Here is a 19,834-nt window from a genome sequence, read left to right as displayed (position 1 = left end):
ATGCACGCAAGCCTGACGGAACTGATGCGATCGCTGCAAGGTGCGCAGCTGACGGGCGACGCCGTTTTTGACGGCGTCTCGACCGACAGCCGCAGCGCCCCTGCCGGCTCGCTGTTCGTCGCCCTGCGCGGCGAGAGTTTCGACGCCCACGACTTCCTCGACCAGGTGGCCGCGCGCGGCGTCGCCGCCGTGGTGGTCGAGCGCCTGCCTGATGGCTGGGACAGCGGCAAGGTGCCGGCCATCGTGGTGGCCGATACCCTGGTCGCGCTGGGCCGCATCGCCAACCATTGGCGCGGCCGCTTCAATGTACCCGTCATCGGCGTCACCGGCAGCAATGGCAAGACCACCGTCAAGGAGATGATTTCGTCCATCCTGGCCGCGGCCTTCGGCGAAGAAGCGCGTCTGGCTACGCGCGGCAACCTGAATAACGAGATCGGCGTGCCACTGACCCTGTTCCGCCTGAGCGAGCATCACAAGGCGGCCGTCATCGAGATGGGCATGAACCATCCGGGAGAAATTGCCCGCCTGGCCGCGATTGCCGCGCCGACCCTGGCGATGGTCAACAACGCGCAGCGCGAACACCAGGAATTCATGCATACGGTGGAAGCCGTGGCGCGCGAGAACGGCGCCGCGCTGGCGGCCCTGGCAGACGACGGCGTGGCCGTCTTCCCGCATGGCGACGAATTCACGCCACTGTGGCGCGAACTGGCCGGTGCACGCGCCGCCATCACGTTCGGCCTGTCGAAAGAGGCCGACGTCAGCTGCACGCACCGCGCGGCCGAGGATTTTGGCAGCGACCTGTTCGTCAGCGTGCGCGCGCAGGACGGCAGTCTGCGCCAGTTCTTTGTCGGCTTGCAGGCGGCCGGTGAACATAATGTGCGCAATGCGCTGGCGGCCGTGGCATGCGCCGTCGGCGCCGGCATCGCCATCGAACATATCAAGCAGGGCCTGGAGGCGTTTTCTCCCGTGAATGGCCGTCTGCAGAAAAAACGTGCCGCCAATGGCGCCACCATCATCGACGACACGTATAACGCCAATCCGGATTCGGCGCGCGCGGCCATCGATGTACTGGCGCAGGCCGCGGCACCGCGCATCCTGGTGCTGGGCGAGATGGGCGAAGTCGGCACGCAGGGGCAGCAGTTCCACGAAGAGATCGGCGCCTACGCCGCCGCCAAAGGCATCGAACACGTGCTGGCGACGGGCGGCCTGGCGCGCCATCTGGTCAATCCGGCGCAAGCTGCCGCGAGCCAGGAATCGGGCACGGTCGTGGAGTATTTCGAACAGTTCGACGGTTTGCTGGCGGCGCTCGATGCGCATTTGTCCGGCCGTTCGGATGCAACAGTATTAATCAAGGGCTCCCGTTTCATGAAGATGGAACGGGCCGTGCAGCATTTGATTGGTTCAAACAACAATAACAAGGAAGCTCACTAATCATGCTGCTCTGGCTCGCTCATTATTTCCAGGACGACATTGGCCCATTGCGGGTCTTTAACTTCATCACGTTCCGCGCCGTCTTCGCCACCTTGACGGCGATTTTGATCGGCCTGTGCGCCGGTCCCGCCGTGATCCGCATGCTCACGCGCATGAAGGTCGGCCAGGCCGTGCGTACGGACGGCCCGCAAACGCATCTGAAAAAACACGGCACGCCCACCATGGGCGGTGTGCTGATCCTCATCGCCATCGGCATTTCCACCCTGCTGTGGGCCGACCTGTCGAACCGCTTCATCTGGCCGGTCTTGATCGTCACCCTGGGCTTTGGCGCCGTCGGCTGGGCCGACGACTACCGCAAGGTGGTGCACCAGGACCCGGAAGGCATGCGCTCGCGCGAAAAATACTTCTGGCAGTCGCTGATCGGCATCGTCGCCGCGTTTTACCTGGCGTTTTCCGTCTCCGTGTCGGAACCCGACGCGGGCCACGTGTGGAATCTGATCTACGCCTGGGTGCAGTCGGGCTTCGCCATGGATCTGCCGCCGAAGGCCGACCTGATCGTCCCGTTCTTCAAGACCATCAGCTATCCGCTGGGCGTGTGGGGCTTCATCGCGCTGACCTATTGCGTCATCGTCGGCACCAGCAACGCCGTCAATTTCACGGACGGTCTCGATGGCCTGGCCATCATGCCAACCGTGATGGTGGGCACGGCCCTGGGCCTGTTCGCCTACCTGACGGGTAACGCCACGTATGCGCGCTACCTGTTCATCCCGCACATCCCGGGCGCCGGCGAACTGGTGATCTTCTGCGGCGCGCTGGCCGGTTCCGGCCTGGCTTTCCTCTGGTATAACACGCACCCCGCGAAAGTGTTCATGGGCGACGTGGGCGCGCTGGCACTGGGCGGCGCATTGGGCACCATTGCCGTCATCGTGCGCCAGGAAATCGTCCTGTTCATCATGGGCGGCATCTTCGTCGTCGAAACGCTGTCCGTGATCATCCAGGTCGTCTGGTTCAAGTACACGAAGAAGCGCTATGGCGCCGGCCGCCGCGTCTTCCTGATGGCGCCATTGCATCACCATTTTGAACAAAAAGGCTGGAAGGAGACGCAGGTTGTCGTGCGTTTCTGGATCATCACCATGATGCTGGTGCTGCTCGGCCTGACTACCTTGAAGCTGCGCTGATGATGTACGACGCTAAAACCGCACTGGTACTTGGCCTCGGCGAATCGGGGCTGGCCATGGCCCTGTGGCTGGCGCGCAGCGGTGCGCTAGTCCGCGTGGCCGATACGCGTGAGGCGCCCGAGCGCCTGGCCGCGCTGCAGGCCGCCGTGCCGCAGGCGCAGTTCATCGCCGGCGCCTTCACGGCCGACCTGCTCGATGGCGTCGATTTCGTCGCCGTCAGCCCTGGCCTGGCGCCGGGCCGCGAACTGGCGCACATCGCGCCGGCCGCTGCTGAAAAAAATATCCCCGTGTGGGGCGAGATCGAACTGTTCGCGCAGGCGCTGGTCGCCTTGAAGGCGGAACGCGGCTATGCGCCGAAAGTCATCGCCATCACGGGCACCAACGGCAAGACGACGGTCACCAGCCTGGTAGGCCTGCTGTGCGAACGCGCGGGCCTGGTCACGCGCGTGGCCGGCAATATCAGCCCGGCCGCGCTCGACGTGCTGCGCGAAGTGCTTGACGCCGAACCGGCGCCGCAGCCCGTGACTGAAGGAGAAGAAGCGGCGGAACCGGTCGCCAGCAGCTTGCCGCAAGCGTGGATCCTGGAATTGTCCAGCTTCCAGCTGCACACAACGTTCAGCCTGCAGGCCGATGCGGCCACGGTCTTGAACCTGTCGCAGGACCACCTGGACTGGCATGGCGACATGGCTGCCTACGCAGCCGACAAGACGCGCATCTTCGGCGAGCAGACCGTGCGCATATTGAACCGCGACGATGCGGCCGTCATGCACATGGCCGATCCGCTGGCCGAGATGATCACCTTCGGCACGGGCGAACCGGTGGACGTGGACAGCTTTGGCCTCGTCAATGAACGCGGCATCTTCTGGCTGGCGCAAGCCGTGCCCAGCGAAGAAGTGATCGAGAAAAAGCGCAAGAAGAACGATCCGGCACCGGAACCGGTGCCGACGATGGCGAAAAAACTGATGCCGGCCGATGCGCTGAAAATCCGCGGCCAGCACAACGCGTCGAATGCGTTGGCGGCGCTGGCCCTGTGCCGCGCCATCGGCTTGCCATTCGCGCCGCTGCTGCACGGCTTGCGCGAATACCAGGGCGAGCCGCACCGCGTGGAGCTGATCACGGCCGTCAATGAAGTCGAATACTACGACGACAGCAAGGGCACGAACGTGGGCGCGACAGTCGCGGCCCTGTTTGGCCTGGGCAAGGCGTTTGGCGGCGCGGAACAGCGTCTGGTGCTGATCGCCGGCGGCGACGGCAAGGGGCAGGATTTCTCGCCGCTGGCCGAACCCGTTTCGCGTTATGTGCGCGCCGTGGTGCTGATCGGGCGCGATGCGCCTGCGCTGCTCGTGGCCCTCGAGCCGGCCGGCGTGGACATCGTCGACTGCGCCACCTTGCCGGAAGCCGTCAAGCGCGCCAGCAGCCTGGCGCTGGCCGGCGATGCCGTGCTGCTGTCGCCCGCGTGCGCCAGCCTGGACATGTTCAAGAACTATGCGCACCGCGCGCAGGTGTTTGTCGACGCCGTGCGCGACATCGCCCTGGAAAACGGACAGGATATCTGATGGCCTTCCAACTGCCCTTCAGCTTTGGTTCCGGCTCGGCTGCCAAGCCGCTGGATAGCCGCGCGCGGCAGTCGAAGATGATGGACTACGACAAGCCGCTGGTGTGGGTGGTCCTGCTGCTCATGTTGCTGGGCATGGTGATGGTGTATTCGGCGTCGATCTCGCTGTCGGACGCGCGCAAGTTTGCCGCCTATACGAACAATTACTTTGTCGTGCGCCAGGCGCTGTTCATCGGTATTTCGATCATCGTTGGCGCGCTGGTGTTCCGCATCCCCGTCGCCACCTGGCAAAAGATCGCGCCGTGGCTGTTCATCGGCACCCTGGTGCTGCTGGTAATGGTGCTGATACCGGGCCTGGGCGTGTCGGTCAACGGCGGTCGCCGCTGGCTGAACCTGCCGGGCCTGCGGCCGCAGCCGTCCGAGCTGATGAAGGTGGTGATGGTGCTGTATGCGGCCGACTACACGGTGCGCAAGCAGGAATATATGCACAAGCTGACCAAGGGCTTCATGCCGATGGCGCTGGCCGTGAGCTTCGTCGGCTTGCTGCTGCTGATGGAGCCCGACCTGGGCGCCTTCGGCGTGATCGTCTGCATCGCCATGGGTATTTTGTTTCTGGGCGGCGTCAACGCCATCTGGTTCGGCGGCATCGGCGCCATGCTGACGGCGATCTTCGTCACCATCATCGCCTTGTCGAAATTCCGCCGCGAGCGGTTTTTTGCGTATCTCGATCCGTGGCAGGAAGACAATGCGCTGAACAAGGCTTACCAGCTGACGCATTCCTTGATCGCCTTCGGGCGCGGCGAACTGTTTGGCGTGGGCCTGGGCGGCAGCGTGGAAAAACTGCATTACCTGCCCGAAGCGCATACGGACTTCTTGCTGGCCGTGATCGGCGAGGAACTGGGCCTGGTTGGCGTGCTGATCGTGATCGGCATGTTCTACTGGATTATCAAGCGCGCGTTCGACATCGGCCGCCAGGCGATCGCCATCGACCAGACCTTTGCCGGCCTGACTGCGAAGGGCATCGCCATCTGGATCGGTGTGCAGACCTTCATCAACATGGGCGTGAACCTGGGCCTGCTGCCGACCAAGGGCTTGACCTTGCCTTTGATGAGTTATGGCGGCACGGGTGTACTGATTAACTGTATCGGCCTGGCGATTTTGCTGCGCATCGATTACGAAAACCGGATCCTCATGCGCGGAGGCCGGCTATGAACAACGTGACAAACTTGAAAACGACGAAAAGACTGATGATCATGGCGGCCGGCACCGGCGGCCATATCTTCCCGGGCCTGGCGATTGCGCAGACGATGCGCGCGCGCGGCTGGGAAGTGAGCTGGCTGGGCACGACCCACGGCATGGAACAGGACCTGGTGCCGAAGAGCGGCATTCCCATGGACGCCATTGCGTTCTCGGGCATGCGCGGCAAGGGCCTGGCGCACACGGTCAAGGGCGGCTTCAAGATGCTGGCCAGCTTCTTTGCCATCCGCCGCTTCATCGCGCGCCGCAAGCCGGACGTGGTGATGGGCATGGGCGGCTACGTCACCGTGCCGGGCGGGCTGATGGCGCGCCTCAAGGGCGTGCCGCTGGTACTGGTCAATGCCGACGCGGCGCTGCTGCTGTCGAACAAGACCCTGGTACCGCTGGCGCAGCAGGTGTGCTTCGGCTTTCCCGCCGATTTCGGCAGCGCCGCCGGCAAGGCCGTCGTCACGGGCAATCCCGTGCGCGCCGAGATCCTCGCCATGGCGCCGCCGGCGCTTCGCTTCGCGGGCCGCAGCGGGCCGTTGCGCATCCTCGTCGTGGGCGGCAGCCTGGGCGCGAAAGCGCTGAACGACAACCTGCCCGCCGCGCTGGCCCTGATGCCGGAGGGCGAGCGCCCGCTGGTGACGCACCAGTCGGGCAAGAAGAATATCGACGCCCTGCATGCCGCGTATGCGCAGGCGGGCGTGCAAGCCAATGTGGTCGACTTCATCGACGACATGGCCAGGGCATATACCGAGGCCGACCTGGTGATTTGCCGCGCAGGCGCGATCACCCTGTCGGAATTGACGGCGGCCGGCGTGGCCAGCGTGCTCGTGCCGCTGGTAGCGTCGACCACCAGCCACCAGCGCGACAACGCGCAATGGATGGCGAAACAAGGTGCGGCGATTCATCTGCCGCAAACGGAAATGAGTGCGGCGTCGCTGAGCACATTGCTGGCGTCCTTGACGCGGGATACCTGCCAGCACATGGCGCAAGCGGCACTGGCAGCAGGCAAGCGCGACGCCAATGAGGCGATCGCACACGTATTGGAAAAACTGGCATGAGGTTAGCTCTGTGAAGCATAAAGTAAACAATATCCACTTTGTCGGCATTGGCGGTAGCGGCATGAGCGGCATCGCCGAAGTGCTGGTCAACCTCGGCTACAAGGTGTCGGGCTCCGACCTGGGCAGCAATGCGGCGACGCAGCGCCTGGCGAGCCTGGGCGCGACCGTCATGCTCGGCCACGCGGCGGAAAATATCGGCGACGCCGATGCGGTGGTCACGTCGGGCGCCGTCCCGCAGGACAATCCGGAAGTGGCGGCCGCGCGCGCGCGCAAGATTCCGCTGGTGCCGCGCGCAGTGATGCTCGGCGAGTTGATGCGCCTGAAGCGCGGTATCGCGATTGCCGGCACGCACGGCAAGACGACGACCACCAGCCTGGTCGCCTCCGTACTGGCGCAGGGTGGTCTCGACCCGACTTTCGTCATCGGCGGCCGTTTGACCAGCGCCGGCGCGAACGCCAAGCTGGGCTCGGGCGACTATCTGGTGGCCGAAGCCGATGAATCGGACGCCTCGTTCTTGAACCTGACGCCGATGATCGAAGTGATCACGAATATCGACGCCGATCACATGGACACCTACGAGCACGATTTCGAAAAGCTCAAGCAGGCCTTCGTGCAGTTCACGCACCGCTTGCCTTTCTATGGCCGCGCCATGCTGTGCATCGACGATCCGCACGTGCGCGCCATCATCCCGTCCGTGACCAAGCCCGTCACCACCTATGGTTTCGCGGAAGACGCGCAAGTGCGCGCCATCAACGCGCGCGCCGTGGGCCTGGAAATGCATTTCACCGTGCTGCAGGAAGGCTATCCGAACCTGGATGTGGTGCTGAACCAGCCCGGCATGCACAATGTGCAGAATGCCTGCTCGGCGATCGCCATCGCGCGCGAAATCGGCATCGCCGACAGCGCCACGCAGCAAGGCCTGGCCGAGTTTTCCGGCGTGGGCCGCCGCTTCACGCGCTATGGCGACGTGGCGCTGCCGAACGGCGGCAGCTTCGCGCTGGTCGACGATTTCGGCCACCATCCGGTGGAAACGGAAGTGACCCTGGCCGCCGCGCGCGCCGCCTATCCTGGCCGCCGCCTCGTGCTGGCGTTCCAGCCGCACCGCTACAGCCGCACGCGCGACCTGTTCGAGGATTTCGTGAAAGTGCTGGGCGCGCCCGACGTGCTGCTCTTGTCGGAGGTGTATGCGGCGGGCGAAGCGCCTATCGTCGCCGCCGACGGCCGCGCTCTGGCGCATGCGCTGCGCGCGCGCGGCAAGATCGAACCGATTTTCGTCGAGTCCATGAAGGACATGGCCGACACCATCATGAGCGTGGCGCGCGACGGCGACGTCGTGCTGACCATGGGCGCGGGCTCCATCAGCGGTATCCCGCAACAACTGACTACGTATCCATCCAACACTGTAAAGGCCTGATGTGAACCAAGCTTCAGCTATCGATGTAAAACAATTGGGCAAGGTTGGCGTCCTGTTCGGCGGCAGCTCGGCCGAGCGCGAAGTGTCGCTGATGTCCGGCACGGGCGTGCTGGCCGCGTTGACAAGCCGCGGCGTGGACGCGCACGCGTTCGACACGGGCGAACGCAGCCTGGCCGAACTGGCCGCTGAAAAATTCGACCGCGTCTTCATCGCGCTGCACGGCCGCTTTGGCGAAGACGGCAGCCTGCAGGGCGCGCTGGAACAGCTGGGCATTCCCTACACGGGTAGCGGCGTGATGGCTTGCGCGGTGGGCATGGACAAGATTTACACCAAGATGATCTGGCTGATGCATCAACTGCCGACGCCAAAGTACGCGGTGCTCGATGACAGCTCCGACCTGGCCAAGGTCGCCGCAGAACTGGGCTTGCCGCTGATCGTCAAGCCGCCGCATGAAGGCTCGAGCATCGGTATCACCACGGTCAACGAGGCGGGCGCCTTCCAGGCAGCCTACGACATCGCCGCCGGCCTCGATGATTCCGTGCTGGCCGAGGAATTCGTCAAGGGCCGCGAATTCACCGTCGCGATCCTGGGCAAGGGCGCCACGGCGCGCGCGCTGCCGCCGATTGAAATCGTCGCGCCGCAAGGCAATTACGATTACCAGAACAAGTACTTCACGGACGACACGCAGTATTTCTGCCCGCCGCAGCTGGACCCGGCGATCGTGGCGGAGATGGAACGCATCGCCGTGGCAGCCTACCGCGCCCTCGGTTGCGAAGGCTGGGGACGGGTGGACGTGCTGATGCGCGCGGCCGACAGCAAGCTGTTCCTGCTGGAAGTCAATACCTCGCCCGGCATGACGGGTCACTCGCTCGTGCCGATGGCGGCGCGCGCGGTGGGCATCAGCTATGAAGACCTGTGCCTGGAAATCGTCGCTGGCGCGCGTTTGAAAATGCACAAGGGACAGCACTGATATGTGGCATGACGCTAAAAGCCTCAATACGACTGCCAACGGCTTGCTGGCCGCGGTTCTGGTCGTGTGCGTGGCCGCCGGCGTCTGGTGGGTGTCGCAGCGTCCCATGTTCGACCTGCGCACGATCAAGGTGGAAAGCGCGGACGACAAGGGCCTGCGCCACGTGAATTACCTGACCCTGCGCAGCGGCACTTTGGGCCGCATCAAGGGCAATTTTTTCACGACCAACCTGGAAAGCGTGCGTGGCGTGTTCGAATCGGTGCCCTGGGTACGCCGTGCCAGCGTGCGGCGCGAGTGGCCGAACCAGCTGATCGTGGCGCTGGAAGAACACGAAGCGCTGGGTACCTGGGGCGAAGATGGACGTCTGCTGTCAGTCAAGGGCGACGTGTTTACGGCGAATGTGGCCGAAGCCGAAGACGACCATGAATTGCCTGCGTTTGCCGGCCCCGATGGCAGCGAAAAAGAAGTATTGGCCACCTATGTGCAGCTGGCAAAGTGGTTTGCGCCGCTGAAGATGGTGCCGGAAACCCTGTCGCTGTCGAGCCGCTATGCGTGGACCGTGAAACTGAATAACGGCATGAGCGTGGCGCTGGGACGCGAGCAGAATCATACGACCCTGAAGGCGCGGGTCGACCGCCTGGTGGGCATCTACCCGCAGCTGGCGAGCCGGCTGGAAAATATCGACACGATCGATATGCGCTACCAGAATGGCCTGGCGCTCAGTTCCGCCGGCCTGGTGATACCGGCCGAAGGCAAGGATGGCAAGCCAGTGATCAAGAAGAAAAACAGCAGTCCGATTAAAAAACCGGCTTAACCGAATACCCAATTAATTAATAGCCCAAAAAACTAGGCGAAAGAAATGACAAAAGACGCGAAAAACCTGATCGTCGGCCTCGACATCGGCACCTCGAAAGTGGTGGCGGTGGTAGCCGAAGTGATGTCCGACGGGCGCCACGAAGTGATCGGGCTGGGCCAGCACGAATCGAAGGGCCTGAAAAAGGGCGTGGTGGTCAATATCGAGGCCACGGTGGAGTCCATCCAGCGCGCGCTTGAAGAGGCCGAGCTGATGGCCGACTGCAAGATCCGCAATGTGTACGCGGGCATTGCGGGCAGCCATATCCGCAGCTTCAATTCCAGCGGCATGGTGGCCATCAAGGACAAGGAAGTGACGGCGACCGACGTGGCGCGCGTCATCGAGACGGCAAAAGCGGTTAACATTCCGACCGATCAGCAATTGCTGCACACGGTGCCGCAAGAGTTCATCGTCGACAGCCAGGAAGATGTGCGCGAGCCTATCGGCATGAGCGGCATCCGCCTGGAGGTGAAGGTGCATATCGTCACCGGCGCCGTGTCGGCGGTGCAGAACATCGTCAAGTGCGTGCGCCGCTGCGGCCTGGAAGTGTCGGACCTGATCCTGCAGCCGATGGCGTCCGCCGATGCGGTGCTCACGCCCGACGAGAAGGAACTGGGTGTGGTGCTGATCGACATCGGCGGCGGCACGACCGATGTGGCGGTATTCTCCGATGGCGCGATCCGCCATACGGCAGTCATTCCCATCGCCGGCGACCAGATCACCAACGACATCGCCATGGCCTTGCGCACCCCGACCGCGGAAGCGGAAGAAATCAAGATCCGCTATGGCGTGGCCAAGCAGGTCCTGGCCGACCCCGGCGAATCGCTGGAAGTGCCTGGCTTGGGCGACCGCGGCCCGCGCAACCTGTCGCGCCAGGCGCTGGCGGCAGTGATCGAGCCGCGCGTCGAGGAGCTGTTCGCCATGGTGCACCAGGTGGTGCGCGAATCCGGTTACGAAGGCGTGCTGTCCTCGGGCATCGTGCTCACGGGCGGCACGTCCATCATGCCCGGCATGGTGGAAATGGCGGAAGACATTTTCCTGAAACCGGCGCGCCTTGGCACGCCCGAGTATCGGGGCCAGCTGGCCGACGTGGTGCGCAGTCCGCGCTATGCCACGGTATTGGGCCTGCTGCTGGAAGCGAAGAAGCAATACCTGCGCGGCCACATCGTGACGCGTCAGGACGGCTCGGTGAAGGCAGTCTGGCAGCGCATGAAGGAATGGTTTTTAGGGAATTTTTAAGGGCATGATTTACGCCCGGCAGTACAGGTTTTTTGGCAGCATCGCAGGTACACACACATAACTTAATTTTATATTTAACCGCAGTTTTCAATCTCCAGTTCTCCTACCAATATGAGGCCTGGCGCTTGGAAACCGCATCTGATAGGAGCACATCATGGAGTTCGATATGGTCGATAACACAGCTTTAGGTACCGTCATCAAGGTCGTCGGCGTCGGCGGTGCGGGTGGCAATGCAGTCCAACACATGATCAACAAAGGCATGTCGGGCGTGGAGTTCATTGCCGCCAACACCGACGCACAGGCCCTGTCGACATCGAAGGCCCACAACATCATCCAGATCGGCGATACCGGTCTGGGCGCAGGCATGAAGCCTGCCGTCGGCCGCCAGTTGGCCGAAGAGTCGCGCACGCGTATCGCCGATTCGCTGCGCGGCGCGCACATGGTCTTCATCGCCGCCGGCATGGGCGGCGGCACCGGTACGGGCGCCGCCCCCATCGTGGCCGAAGTGGCCAAGGAATTGGGCGCGCTGACGGTGGCCGTGGTCTCCAAGCCATTCTCGTACGAAGGCCAGAAGTGCATGGACATCGCCGACGAAGGCCTGGAGCAGCTGTCCCTGCACGTCGATTCGCTGATCATCATCCTCAATGAAAAACTGGAAGAGATCTACGAAGACGAAAGCATGCTGGAATGGATGCAGCACGCCGATGATGTGCTCAACAACGCGGTGGCCGGCATTGCCGAGATCATCAACGTGCCTGGCCATATCAACGTCGACTTCAACGACGTGAAAACCATCATGGGTGAGCAGGGCAAGGCCATGATGGGTACGGCGACGGCTTCCGGCGTCGACCGCGCGCGTATCGCCGCCGAACAGGCTGTCGCTTCGCCGCTGCTCGATGGCATCGATCTGTCGGGCGCGCGCGGCGTGCTGGTCAACGTCACGGCGAGCCGTGGCTTGAAAGGTAAAGAGATCAAGGAAGTCATGGCTGCCGTGCGCGCGTTTGCCGCGCCGGACGCGTCGATCGCGCAAGGTATCGCCTACGACGACGCCATGGGCGACGACATCCGCGTGACCGTGGTGGCCACGGGCCTGGGCCGCGCCAAGAAGAACATCCAGCTGGTACCGCAGCAAGTGCTGCGCACCGGCACCCACAACAGCCCGCTGACCCCGTCGGCTGCCATGGGTAGCGCGCAAGCGGTGACGACGACGGTAGGCGTGGCCACGCCGGCAGCTGGTTTCGACGGCATGAAGGCGCCTGCAGTATGGCGCCGCGAATCGGCTTCCGAGCAAGTGCGCGCGATGGAAAAGAATGGCATGGAGACGTACGACATTCCAGCGTTCCTGCGCAAGCAAGCGGATTAAGGTGATCTGATGTCAGTAAAGATGACGGCGGCCTGAGGGCCGCCGTTTTTTTTGCCGGCTTTTGACTTTTGACTTTGCCTTTCCGGCCATTTTCTGCACAAATACGGCAAGTCAGGCATACTATCGCGCAGTGTCGGCATCATGCCGGCAGAACCCTCAATCGACAGTACACAAGGAGTCAACATGACCATCAAGATCGGCGACACCCTGCCAGAAGGCACCCTGGCCGAATTCATCGAAAGCGAAACCGAAGGTTGCGCACTGGGCCCGAACACGTTCAACGTGCAAGACCTGGTCAAGGGCAAGAAGATCGCCATCTTCGGCCTGCCAGGCGCCTACACCCCGACCTGCTCCGCACAGCACGTGCCAGGCTACGTGCAGCACGCTGCCGACCTGAAAGCCAAGGGCGTCGATGAAATCTGGTGCATCTCCGTCAACGATGCATTCGTGATGGGCGCCTGGGGCCGCGACCAGAAAGCCACCGGCGTCGTGCGCATGATGGCTGACGGCAATGCCGCTTACAGCAAGGCACTGGGCCTGGACGCCGATTTCTCCAAGCACGGCATGGGCACGCGCTCGCAGCGCTACTCGATGCTGGTCGACAATGGCGTCGTGACGCAATTGAACATCGAGCAGGGTGGCAAGTTTGAAGTGTCGAATGCCGAAACGCTGCTGGGTCAGCTGAAATAATCGTGGCGTAGGTCGGATTAGGCGCAAAGCGCCGTAATCCGACAATATTGTTGACGCCTTCGTGGTGTTGTCGGATTACGCGCTACGCGCTAATCCGACCTACGATGTAAAAAAAACGGCGCCATGTTGGCGCCGTTTTTTTATTGCACCACCGGTTTTGTCGCCTCGAACATGGCCGCGTCGATATCGAAGGAATAATCGTGCTGCAGCGCGAAATATCTTCGCGCTTCCTCGGGCGCGCTATCGAACAGGTTGCGGATGGCCGCCACTCTTTCGCTTGGTGTGCGCATGCGCGCCACCCATTCGTCGAACTGCATCGTCAGTTTCCACACGCTGCGCAAGCTGTGCGTGAATCCCGCGTTGTTGAATTTGGCGCCCCATTCGCAGGTGCGGTAGTCGCGCACGTGCGAAGCATCGCGCAGCATTTCCACCGCCTGCAAGGTGCTGTCGTACAGGGCCGTTTTCGGCGCGACGATGTCGATCACCAGCAAGGTGCCGTTCGGGCGCAGCACGCGCCACGCTTCCGCGAGGGCCGCGGCCACGTCGTTCCAGTGGTGCGCGGAAAAGCGCGTGACAACCATGTCGAAGCTGGCGTCGGCAAACGGCAGGCGCGCCACGTCGCCCTGTTGCGTGCTGATGTTGTGCAAGCCGCGCTGCGCCTTGGCGTGGTCGACGACGTCGAGCATGGGCTGCGCCAGGTCGTAGGCGACCACCGATTGCGCCACGGGGGCGACGGCAAAGCTGGCGTGGCCGGCGCCGCAGCCCAGGTCCAGGACGACGGGCTTGCCGTGGCGGCGCGCGCATTCCTGCATCAGCACCAGGTCGGCGCCTTGCGCGTGTACGGCGCTGCTCAGGTAGGCATTGGCCGTTTTGCCAAACTGTTCGGTAACGACATCGTGCTGCTGCATGGTTTTCTCCTGTTGATGGGTGAGTTCCTGCAGAATAGGGATAAAATTATCCTGTAACAAGACCATAACTTATACTGGTATATCCACTACCATGCATCCATCTCATGTCGAATAAACTTGCTGAATTCATCCGCGCCCGGCGCGAAGCCGTTACCCCCGCCATGGCTGGCTTGCCCGGTGGCGGGAGGCGGCGCACGCCGGGCTTGCGGCGCGAAGAGCTGGCCCAGTTGTGCCACGTCAGTCCCACGTGGCTGACGTGGCTGGAGCAGGGGCGGCCCGTGTCGGCGTCGGCCAAGATGCTGGCCCGCCTGGCGCAGGTGCTGCAGCTGAGCGCGGCCGAGCGCGCCTATCTGTTCGAGGTGGCCGACAAGCATGACCCCAGCCACGCGACAGGCGAGGGCGGTGGGCCTGCCAGAGCCGAACTGGCCGCCATCGTGTCCGCCATTGACGCGCCCGCCTACATCCTCGACCGCGCATGGAACGCCGTGGCGTGGAACGGCGCGGCGTCCACCTTGTTTGCGGGCTGGCTGCAGGCCGGGGACGGCGCACCGAACCAGTTGCGCTTCATGTTCCTGGACGCGGGCGCGCGCGACCTCGTCGTCGGCTGGCCCGAGCGGGCACAGCGGCTGGTGGCGGAGTTCCGCGCCGATATCGGCCGGCAGGCGGACCAGGCGCCGCTGGCCGGCCTGATCGCGGAACTGGCCGGCGCCAGCCTGGAATTCCGGCTGTGGTGGAGTGCGCAGCAAGTACTGGGGCGCGATGGCGGCTTGCGCAGCTTCCAGCATCCGCTGCAGGGTGCGCTCAGTTTCAATCAGGTGACCTTGCACCTGGCGCGCCAGCATGAACTGAAGCTGGTGATGCTGTTGCCTGTGTCGTAGACGTCACTCGCGTGCTTGCCAGGTCCCGGCGTGCTCGTGCCGCTCTGCACCTGCAATGCGCGCTTGCATGGCTGCTGTCATGTGGACATTGCGCTGGGCGTCAACCATCAGCACTTCTTTCAGGTCGAGTTTTTCCGCCATCGCTTGCCAGTCTCGGGGGCCGGTGATGAACAGCGGTTTGGAGTGGCCGTCCGAGCGCAGGCCAGGGGCGCGGCCGCCGCTGGCGATGATGGTGACCGAAGCGACCAGATCGATCGGGTAGCCGCTGCGCGGGTCGATGATGTGCGGGCGGCGCTTGCCGTCCTTCATGAAGTAGCGTTCATAGTCACCGCTGGTGCCGATCGCTTCGTTGTCGCGCAAAGCGATCTGCGCAACTGTCCCGGCGCCACGCGGATCACGGATGCCGACCTGCCACGGTCGTTCACCGGGCTGGCCGATGGCGATGACGTTGCCACCGATGTTGACCAGCGCCGCCTTGACGTGCGCTTCGCGCAGCAGCGCGGCGGCGCGGTCGAGCGCGTAACCTTTGGCGTAGCCGCCGAGGTCGATCATGACGGCAGGGTTGACGCTGCTGATGATGTTGCCGCTGTAGCGCAGGTCGGACAGCGATGGCCGCGCGTCGACCCAGCGCTTGATCTCGGCGGCCGGCGGTCCCTGCGCGCCGATGTCGTTTTTCTGGAAGCCCCACAGCCTGATCAGATGCCCAATGGTGGGGTTGAACAGCAGGCCGGAACGCACTGACAGCTTCTCGGCCGATTTTAGCAGGCCGACCATTTCAGCGTCGGCGCGCATTGGCTCGCCTTTGGCGATGCTGTCGTTGAGGGCGGTGAGCATGCTTGGCTCCCACGCGTGGAATTTACGGTGCAGGCGATCGAATTCTCTCAGTACCTCGGCGCCAAGCAGGTCGGCGCGCTGCTGCGAACCACCGTAGATGGTGATGTCGACCGTGGTGCCGAACACGTGACCCCGGGTTTTGTAGAGGCGTTCCTCGCCGGAACAAGCAGTCAGGAACAGCAGTAGCGCCAGCAGCGTGCGGGTGAACATGGAATATCTCCGGGTGTGGCCGCCGCGCGCAGGCGGCGGCCAGCAGTCTTAATTGCTCTTGGCGACCATGTAGTCGACCAGTGCTTTCACTTCATCATCCTTCAGGCCTGGATTGCCGCCGCGTGGCGGCATCATTTTCACGCCGTTGATGGCGCTCAGGTACAGCGCCGGCTTGCCTTTGGCGATACGCGGTTTCCATCCCGCCTTGTCGCCAACCTTGGGCGCGCCCATGATGCCGCTGCCGTGGCAGGCCAGGCAGGTGGTGGAGTAGGTTTTCTCAACCTTGGCGGCGTCCGGCGCGGCAGCGGCGCTGGTGGCAGAGGTGATGGCTGCCAGCATTGCTGCCAGTGCAAGTAGTTTCTTCATGGTCTGTCTCTTTTCAAAAGTAAGTCGGCAAATGCCGGGGTAAAAACGGACCGGCGCTTTCCGCCGAACGGCAATGCCGGCCCAGGCGGTGGTGTTTCAATGCGCCATGGCGTGCGTCGGCATGGCGCCGCTGGCTTCGTTCAGCAGGGCCGGCGTGATCTGCTTGAAGCGCAGCACGCGGCCGCCTTCCTTGCGAACAAACGCTTCCGCGTCCACCTGCCGGCTGAACGAGGCGATGGCCGGGCCCATCGAGCCCTGCGCCTTGCTGCCTAATACATAGAGCGCGTCGTGTGCCCCGATCCAGTGGCCTTGCGGCTGTTGCCAGTTGGCGCTGCCCATGTCCTGCACGTAGAAGGCGCTGGTGGCGCGACGCTGTTCCGGCGCCAGCATTTCACCGAGCAGTTCTTTTACGTCACAGAAGTAGCTGGTCTTCCCGTCGGCGAAGCGAACCTGCGCTTTCGGCCCAGGGAAGTCGCGCAGCAGCATGCCGTCCAGCGCACACGCGGCTTCGTCGGACGGATCAATGGCTGGCAGGTTGGTGGCGCTGTACGTGCAGGCGGCCAGCGCAAGGGTGGCCAGTGCGGCCAGCGCGCTCCTGCGCAGGTGGAAAATAGTCATGAAAATCTCCTGAGTGCGATAGAAAACGGTAAAAAAATCCAGGCTAGCATCACGCCCGACAGCAGCGCCGGGTGGGTCCAGCCTTGCGGCATCACGGTGGCCAGGCCATACATGGCTTGCGCCTGGTCCGAGCTGAACACGTTCAGCAGGCGAAATACGTCGGCCGGGTTCAGCATCAGCATGGCGGCGAACAGGCCGCTACCGAGCTGGCCCTGGCTGAGCACCATCACCCCCATCAGCAGCAGGTCGAACACCAGCACGAACAGGAACCACAGCGCCAGTGCAATGCCGCTGGCGCGGACGCGGTCGCGGGTGCTGACCGATACCAGCATGGCAATGCTGAGGAAGGCCAGTCCCATCAGCACGGCGCTGGCGACGAATTGGGCGTAGCGCCAGCCCTCGGCCACAGTCAGTTGCGAGAACAGCGGCAGCAGGCCGGCGCCAAAGCCGATCGCGGTGGCGCTGGTGAGCGCCGCCGCCAGGCCGAGATACTTACCGAGCAGCACTTCCAGCGGCGTCACCGGCATCGACAGCAGCAGTTCCAGCGCGCCGCGCTCACGCTCGCCGACAATCGCGTCATAGCCGAGTATCAGGGCGATCAGCGGCACCAGATAGATCACCAGGCTGGACAGGCTGGCGATAGTGGCGTCGATGCCGTGGAAACCAACCTGTCCCTGCTGGGCTGCGCCGAAGTAGGCGATGGCCAGCGCGAAGAAGGCAAACACCAGCGCCACGGCCAGCACCCAGCGGTTGCGCAGCCGCTCACGCCATTCTTTTGCGGCCAGCACGCCGACCTGGCGCCATTCAATGCGTGCGCGCATGGGTGCCTCCGTAGCCGAGAAATACTTGTTCCAATGTCGATTCCTGAATCGCGATGTCGTCGGCGCAAGCGGCCAGCTGGCGCAGCACCGCCATCTTGTCGGCCCTGGCGCAGCGCACGTGCAGCTGTTCGCCATGCACCTCCAGCGCCAGCTCCAGCGGCAACGCGGCCAGCGCCGCGCGCACGCCCGCCTGCAGCGCAGGCGCAATCGTGGCGGTAATGGTCAGCATCCGGGGCGCATGGGTACCCGTCCGCAACTGCCTCAGCGTGCCTTGCGCGGCCACCGTGCCGCTCTGCATGATGAGCAGCTGGTCGACCCTGTGCTCGATCTCTGCCAGGATGTGTGAGGTGATGACGATGGTGGCGCCGCGGTCCTGCGCGGTGCGCAAGATGGCGTAAAAGTCGGCGATGCCTTGCGGGTCCAATCCGTTGGTCGGCTCATCGAGGAAGATCAGGTCCGGCTCGCCCAGCAGAGCCTGCGCCAGGCCGAGCCGCTGGCGCATGCCCTTGGAGTACCCCTGTACCGGCCGCGCGGCGGCATGCGTCAGGCCCACCAGGTCGAGCAACGGTGCGCAAGCAGCGCGCGCAATGTGCTTCAAGTCCGCAAAAAAGTGCAGTACTTCCTGGCCACTCAGGTTATCGTAGGTGAGAAAACTTTCCGGCAGATAGCCGACGCGCCGGCGCGTCTGGCGAAAGGCAGGTTCGGCCGCGTTCTGGCCCAGTACGTGCAGCGTGCCGGCGCAGGGCGTGATAAGACCGAGCATCAGCTTGAATAGCGTGCTCTTGCCGGCGCCATTGTGGCCGATCAGGCCGAACATGGCGCCATGGGCGATGTCAAAGCTGACGTCCTGCAGCACTGTGAGCGCGCCGTAGCGATGCCGGATGCCGCGCAGGCTGACGGCGGCTTCAGTTGTATTCGATGCGGGGAGCGATGTCATTCCATTTCTTCCAATTCTGTGAGAGCGGGCGCATGCGCGGATGGCGGTCGACTACGCTTGGCGCGCGCAGCAGCGGAAACTGACGCGCGGCAAAGCGCAGCGTCTGCAGCGCGGGGCTGGCGCCGAGCAGCTTGAGCAGCGGGTATTGCCAGTTCAGACGGTCAACCAGGTCGTTCGCTTCATACGCCACGTCACCCTGGCCGTCGCCGTTCTGGTCCCAGCCGTTGTAATTGCTCCAGTAGTTGCCTTCCTGTTTGCCCCATTCGACATCGCGCGCGGCAACAAAGCGCACCTGCTCCTGGTTGCCGATGAAGTCGTTGCCATCGACTTGGTTGTTCGACGAGCCGGCCGACAGGTGCACGCCGGTGCGGTTATTGATGATCAGGTTGTGGCGCAGCGTGTTGTACTCGGCGTCATAGATGAAAAAACCACGGTCGTTGCCGGCCACCACGTTGTCTTCGATCAGCGAGTCCTGGATGGTGCGCAGCATGATGCCGTGATCGGTATTGCCCCACGCGATATTGCGGCGCACGGTCAGGCTGCGCACCTCCATCAGCGCCAGCCCGGCCCGGCTCAGATATACCTCGTTGTCTTCCCAAGTACTGTGGTGGGTGTTCATGTAGTGCGTGCCGTAGCGGACATGGTGGATGCGGTTGTGGCGAAATTGCGCGTCGCGCGAGACGTCGACATAGATGCCGTCGCGCGTGCCGCTGATTTCGTTGCCGGTGACGCGCGCTCCGCGCGTGTCGTACACCTGGATGCCATTGCCGCGCTGCGCCGACTGCAGGTCGCGCCGGCCGGTGATGGTGTTGTTCAGCAAGCGCGCATCGTCAACGCCTTGCAGCCAGATGCCGAACAGGTTGGCGACCAGTCGACAGTTGTTGATCTGTACGCGATGCGCGCCAGGCACGATATAAATGCCGGCGTTCTGCGCAGTGAGGTCCGCGCCGCTGTCGATCACGACCAGGCCGATCAGGGTGACGTCGGGGGCGGTGATGCGGATGGTGTCGCCGTGCCCTCGGCCGCTGATGGTGGGATGGCTGCGCCCTTGCAGCGTCAGCGCCTTGTCGACCAGCACGTGTTCGTTATACCTGCCGGGTGCGATCAGCAGTGTGTCGCCTTTCTGCGCACTGGCGATGGCCGCATTGATCGACGTGCCCGGCGCCACTTCCAGCACGGCGGCGGCCAGGCCAGGCCCATAGCCGGCCAATATGACTGCCAGCACCAGCGCGCGCATCAGCGCCAGCAGGGCGGAAGGCGCCAGCC

At 63.6% G+C, this 19,834-nt stretch carries 19 protein-coding genes; 12 read left to right on the top strand and 7 right to left on the bottom strand.

The annotated features are described in order from the left end of the window. The 11 genes from AC54AG_RS27345 to AC54AG_RS27295 all read left to right on the top strand — a co-directional run bounded on the left by AC54AG_RS27345 (position 1) and on the right by AC54AG_RS27295 (position 12,996). On the top strand, positions 1–1,431 hold the full coding sequence (locus tag AC54AG_RS27345; protein WP_331778689.1) for a UDP-N-acetylmuramoyl-tripeptide--D-alanyl-D-alanine ligase: 1,431 nt from the start codon (positions 1–3) through the stop codon (positions 1,429–1,431). Positions 1,432–1,433: 2 nt separating this feature from the next. Further along, the gene (gene mraY / locus AC54AG_RS27340) at positions 1,434–2,609 is read left to right on the top strand and encodes a phospho-N-acetylmuramoyl-pentapeptide-transferase (protein ID WP_034748886.1); all 1,176 of its coding nucleotides are present in this window, start codon (positions 1,434–1,436) and stop codon (positions 2,607–2,609) included. Then, positions 2,609–4,165, top strand: a complete 1,557-nt coding sequence (gene murD / locus AC54AG_RS27335) for a UDP-N-acetylmuramoyl-L-alanine--D-glutamate ligase (RefSeq protein WP_496632471.1) — start codon at positions 2,609–2,611, stop codon at positions 4,163–4,165. Before mraY ends, murD begins: the two co-directional genes overlap by 1 nt. Further along, positions 4,165–5,376 (top strand): putative lipid II flippase FtsW, encoded by a 1,212-nt coding sequence (gene ftsW, locus AC54AG_RS27330; protein WP_034748882.1) that lies wholly within the window; start codon positions 4,165–4,167, stop codon positions 5,374–5,376. The genes murD and ftsW overlap by 1 nt, the downstream gene beginning before the upstream one ends. Then, on the top strand, positions 5,373–6,467 hold the full coding sequence (murG, locus tag AC54AG_RS27325) for an undecaprenyldiphospho-muramoylpentapeptide beta-N-acetylglucosaminyltransferase (RefSeq protein ID WP_072456921.1): 1,095 nt from the start codon (positions 5,373–5,375) through the stop codon (positions 6,465–6,467). The genes ftsW and murG overlap by 4 nt, the downstream gene beginning before the upstream one ends. A gap of 10 nt (positions 6,468–6,477) precedes the next feature. Continuing rightward, the gene (murC, locus tag AC54AG_RS27320; RefSeq protein WP_496632468.1) at positions 6,478–7,881 is read left to right on the top strand and encodes a UDP-N-acetylmuramate--L-alanine ligase; all 1,404 of its coding nucleotides are present in this window, start codon (positions 6,478–6,480) and stop codon (positions 7,879–7,881) included. Position 7,882: 1 nt separating this feature from the next. After that, positions 7,883–8,851: a D-alanine--D-alanine ligase gene (locus AC54AG_RS27315; protein ID WP_319993360.1), complete on the top strand. Its 969-nt coding sequence runs from the start codon at positions 7,883–7,885 to the stop codon at positions 8,849–8,851. 1 nt (position 8,852) lies between these two features. Beyond that, positions 8,853–9,665, top strand: coding sequence for a cell division protein FtsQ/DivIB (locus tag AC54AG_RS27310; RefSeq protein ID WP_128141357.1), 813 nt, complete (start codon positions 8,853–8,855; stop codon positions 9,663–9,665). Positions 9,666–9,710: 45 nt separating this feature from the next. Continuing rightward, the gene (ftsA, locus tag AC54AG_RS27305) at positions 9,711–10,943 is read left to right on the top strand and encodes a cell division protein FtsA (RefSeq protein ID WP_010394955.1); all 1,233 of its coding nucleotides are present in this window, start codon (positions 9,711–9,713) and stop codon (positions 10,941–10,943) included. Positions 10,944–11,097: 154 nt separating this feature from the next. Continuing rightward, positions 11,098–12,306: a cell division protein FtsZ gene (ftsZ, locus tag AC54AG_RS27300; protein ID WP_496632466.1), complete on the top strand. Its 1,209-nt coding sequence runs from the start codon at positions 11,098–11,100 to the stop codon at positions 12,304–12,306. Positions 12,307–12,489: 183 nt separating this feature from the next. Further along, on the top strand, positions 12,490–12,996 hold the full coding sequence (locus tag AC54AG_RS27295; RefSeq protein ID WP_496632464.1) for a peroxiredoxin: 507 nt from the start codon (positions 12,490–12,492) through the stop codon (positions 12,994–12,996). A 140-nt stretch (positions 12,997–13,136) separates the two neighbouring features. Here the strand turns inward: AC54AG_RS27295 and AC54AG_RS27290 are convergent, their stop codons facing one another. Then, positions 13,137–13,904 (bottom strand): class I SAM-dependent methyltransferase, encoded by a 768-nt coding sequence (locus AC54AG_RS27290; protein WP_496632462.1) that lies wholly within the window; start codon positions 13,902–13,904, stop codon positions 13,137–13,139. Between the two features lie 104 nt (positions 13,905–14,008). Between AC54AG_RS27290 and AC54AG_RS27285 the strand changes: the two genes are divergently transcribed. Continuing rightward, positions 14,009–14,782 (top strand): helix-turn-helix transcriptional regulator, encoded by a 774-nt coding sequence (locus tag AC54AG_RS27285; protein WP_496632460.1) that lies wholly within the window; start codon positions 14,009–14,011, stop codon positions 14,780–14,782. 3 nt (positions 14,783–14,785) lie between these two features. Here AC54AG_RS27285 and AC54AG_RS27280 read toward each other — a convergent pair whose 3' ends face one another. The 6 genes from AC54AG_RS27280 to AC54AG_RS27255 all read right to left on the bottom strand — a co-directional run bounded on the left by AC54AG_RS27280 (position 14,786) and on the right by AC54AG_RS27255 (position 19,814). Next, positions 14,786–15,826 (bottom strand): FAD:protein FMN transferase, encoded by a 1,041-nt coding sequence (locus tag AC54AG_RS27280; RefSeq protein WP_496632458.1) that lies wholly within the window; start codon positions 15,824–15,826, stop codon positions 14,786–14,788. A gap of 48 nt (positions 15,827–15,874) precedes the next feature. Next, positions 15,875–16,192, bottom strand: a complete 318-nt coding sequence (locus AC54AG_RS27275) for a c-type cytochrome (protein WP_034748852.1) — start codon at positions 16,190–16,192, stop codon at positions 15,875–15,877. Positions 16,193–16,288: 96 nt separating this feature from the next. After that, a complete protein-coding gene (locus tag AC54AG_RS27270; RefSeq protein WP_070305655.1) occupies positions 16,289–16,810 on the bottom strand; it encodes a nitrous oxide reductase accessory protein NosL in 522 nt (173 codons plus the stop codon). Then, positions 16,807–17,631 carry an ABC transporter permease gene (locus AC54AG_RS27265; RefSeq protein WP_200872998.1) on the bottom strand — a complete coding sequence of 275 codons (825 nt, stop codon included), beginning with the start codon at positions 17,629–17,631 and terminating at the stop codon, positions 16,807–16,809. Before AC54AG_RS27265 ends, AC54AG_RS27270 begins: the two co-directional genes overlap by 4 nt. After that, positions 17,615–18,568 (bottom strand): ABC transporter ATP-binding protein, encoded by a 954-nt coding sequence (locus AC54AG_RS27260; protein ID WP_034748846.1) that lies wholly within the window; start codon positions 18,566–18,568, stop codon positions 17,615–17,617. The genes AC54AG_RS27265 and AC54AG_RS27260 overlap by 17 nt, the downstream gene beginning before the upstream one ends. After that, a complete protein-coding gene (locus AC54AG_RS27255) occupies positions 18,537–19,814 on the bottom strand; it encodes a nitrous oxide reductase family maturation protein NosD (protein ID WP_439098057.1) in 1,278 nt (425 codons plus the stop codon). Before AC54AG_RS27255 ends, AC54AG_RS27260 begins: the two co-directional genes overlap by 32 nt. Between the last annotated feature and the right edge of the window lie 20 nt (positions 19,815–19,834).

The organism is Janthinobacterium sp. BCJ23, from assembly GCF_059617945.1.
The sequence above is the reverse complement of the archived record's forward strand: the minus strand, read 5'-3'. Positions and strand labels throughout refer to the sequence as shown.

Bases quoted from the DNA above. Each gene is read 5' to 3' on its own strand.
- AC54AG_RS27345 (WP_331778689.1), top strand. From the start codon at position 1: ATGCACGCAAGCCTGACGGAACTGATGCGATCGCTGCAAGGTGCGCAG.
- mraY (WP_034748886.1), top strand. From the start codon at position 1,434: ATGCTGCTCTGGCTCGCTCATTATTTCCAGGACGACATTGGCCCATTG.
- murD (WP_496632471.1), top strand. From the start codon at position 2,609: ATGATGTACGACGCTAAAACCGCACTGGTACTTGGCCTCGGCGAATCG.
- ftsW (WP_034748882.1), top strand. From the start codon at position 4,165: ATGGCCTTCCAACTGCCCTTCAGCTTTGGTTCCGGCTCGGCTGCCAAG.
- murG (WP_072456921.1), top strand. From the start codon at position 5,373: ATGAACAACGTGACAAACTTGAAAACGACGAAAAGACTGATGATCATG.
- AC54AG_RS27310 (WP_128141357.1), top strand. From the start codon at position 8,853: ATGTGGCATGACGCTAAAAGCCTCAATACGACTGCCAACGGCTTGCTG.
- ftsA (WP_010394955.1), top strand. From the start codon at position 9,711: ATGACAAAAGACGCGAAAAACCTGATCGTCGGCCTCGACATCGGCACC.
- ftsZ (WP_496632466.1), top strand. From the start codon at position 11,098: ATGGAGTTCGATATGGTCGATAACACAGCTTTAGGTACCGTCATCAAG.
- AC54AG_RS27295 (WP_496632464.1), top strand. From the start codon at position 12,490: ATGACCATCAAGATCGGCGACACCCTGCCAGAAGGCACCCTGGCCGAA.
- AC54AG_RS27290 (WP_496632462.1), bottom strand. From the start codon at position 13,904: ATGCAGCAGCACGATGTCGTTACCGAACAGTTTGGCAAAACGGCCAAT.
- AC54AG_RS27285 (WP_496632460.1), top strand. From the start codon at position 14,009: ATGTCGAATAAACTTGCTGAATTCATCCGCGCCCGGCGCGAAGCCGTT.
- AC54AG_RS27280 (WP_496632458.1), bottom strand. From the start codon at position 15,826: ATGTTCACCCGCACGCTGCTGGCGCTACTGCTGTTCCTGACTGCTTGT.
- AC54AG_RS27275 (WP_034748852.1), bottom strand. From the start codon at position 16,192: ATGAAGAAACTACTTGCACTGGCAGCAATGCTGGCAGCCATCACCTCT.
- AC54AG_RS27270 (WP_070305655.1), bottom strand. From the start codon at position 16,810: ATGACTATTTTCCACCTGCGCAGGAGCGCGCTGGCCGCACTGGCCACC.
- AC54AG_RS27265 (WP_200872998.1), bottom strand. From the start codon at position 17,631: ATGCGCGCACGCATTGAATGGCGCCAGGTCGGCGTGCTGGCCGCAAAA.
- AC54AG_RS27260 (WP_034748846.1), bottom strand. From the start codon at position 18,568: ATGACATCGCTCCCCGCATCGAATACAACTGAAGCCGCCGTCAGCCTG.